This window comes from Burkholderia sp. KCJ3K979, assembly GCF_016759955.1.
Lineage (GTDB): Bacteria > Pseudomonadota > Gammaproteobacteria > Burkholderiales > Burkholderiaceae > Burkholderia > Burkholderia orbicola.
In genome coordinates this window covers 1-246 of sequence record NZ_JACFYV010000521.1, presented here as the reverse complement: position 1 = coordinate 246, position 246 = coordinate 1, and the positions used below count along the sequence as shown (strand labels likewise).

General features: G+C 70.7%; 1 pseudogene. It reads right to left on the bottom strand.

Annotated elements, in window-relative coordinates:
• A pseudogene (locus H3O04_RS36515) lies at positions 1-246 on the bottom strand (hypothetical protein); the annotation flags it as partial.

Below are 246 nucleotides of genomic sequence, written 5' to 3'. Positions count from 1 at the left end.
CCCGGATCGAACACGCCGAGGCCGCCCGGCTCCCAGATCCACTGCTGCCCCGGATGCCAGCGCCGCACGTCTTCCTTCCAGCGCACCTGCACCGCGCGGATCGTGCGTTGCGCAAGCCACGCGCGCGTGTCCGGGTGCAGTTCCGGCATCGGATGCCGCGGCCGCTCGCACGCGATCACGCCGCCTTCGCGCATCAGCGCCTTCGCGGTGAGGATCCCGGACTGGCGGTTCTCGTGATTGATCAGC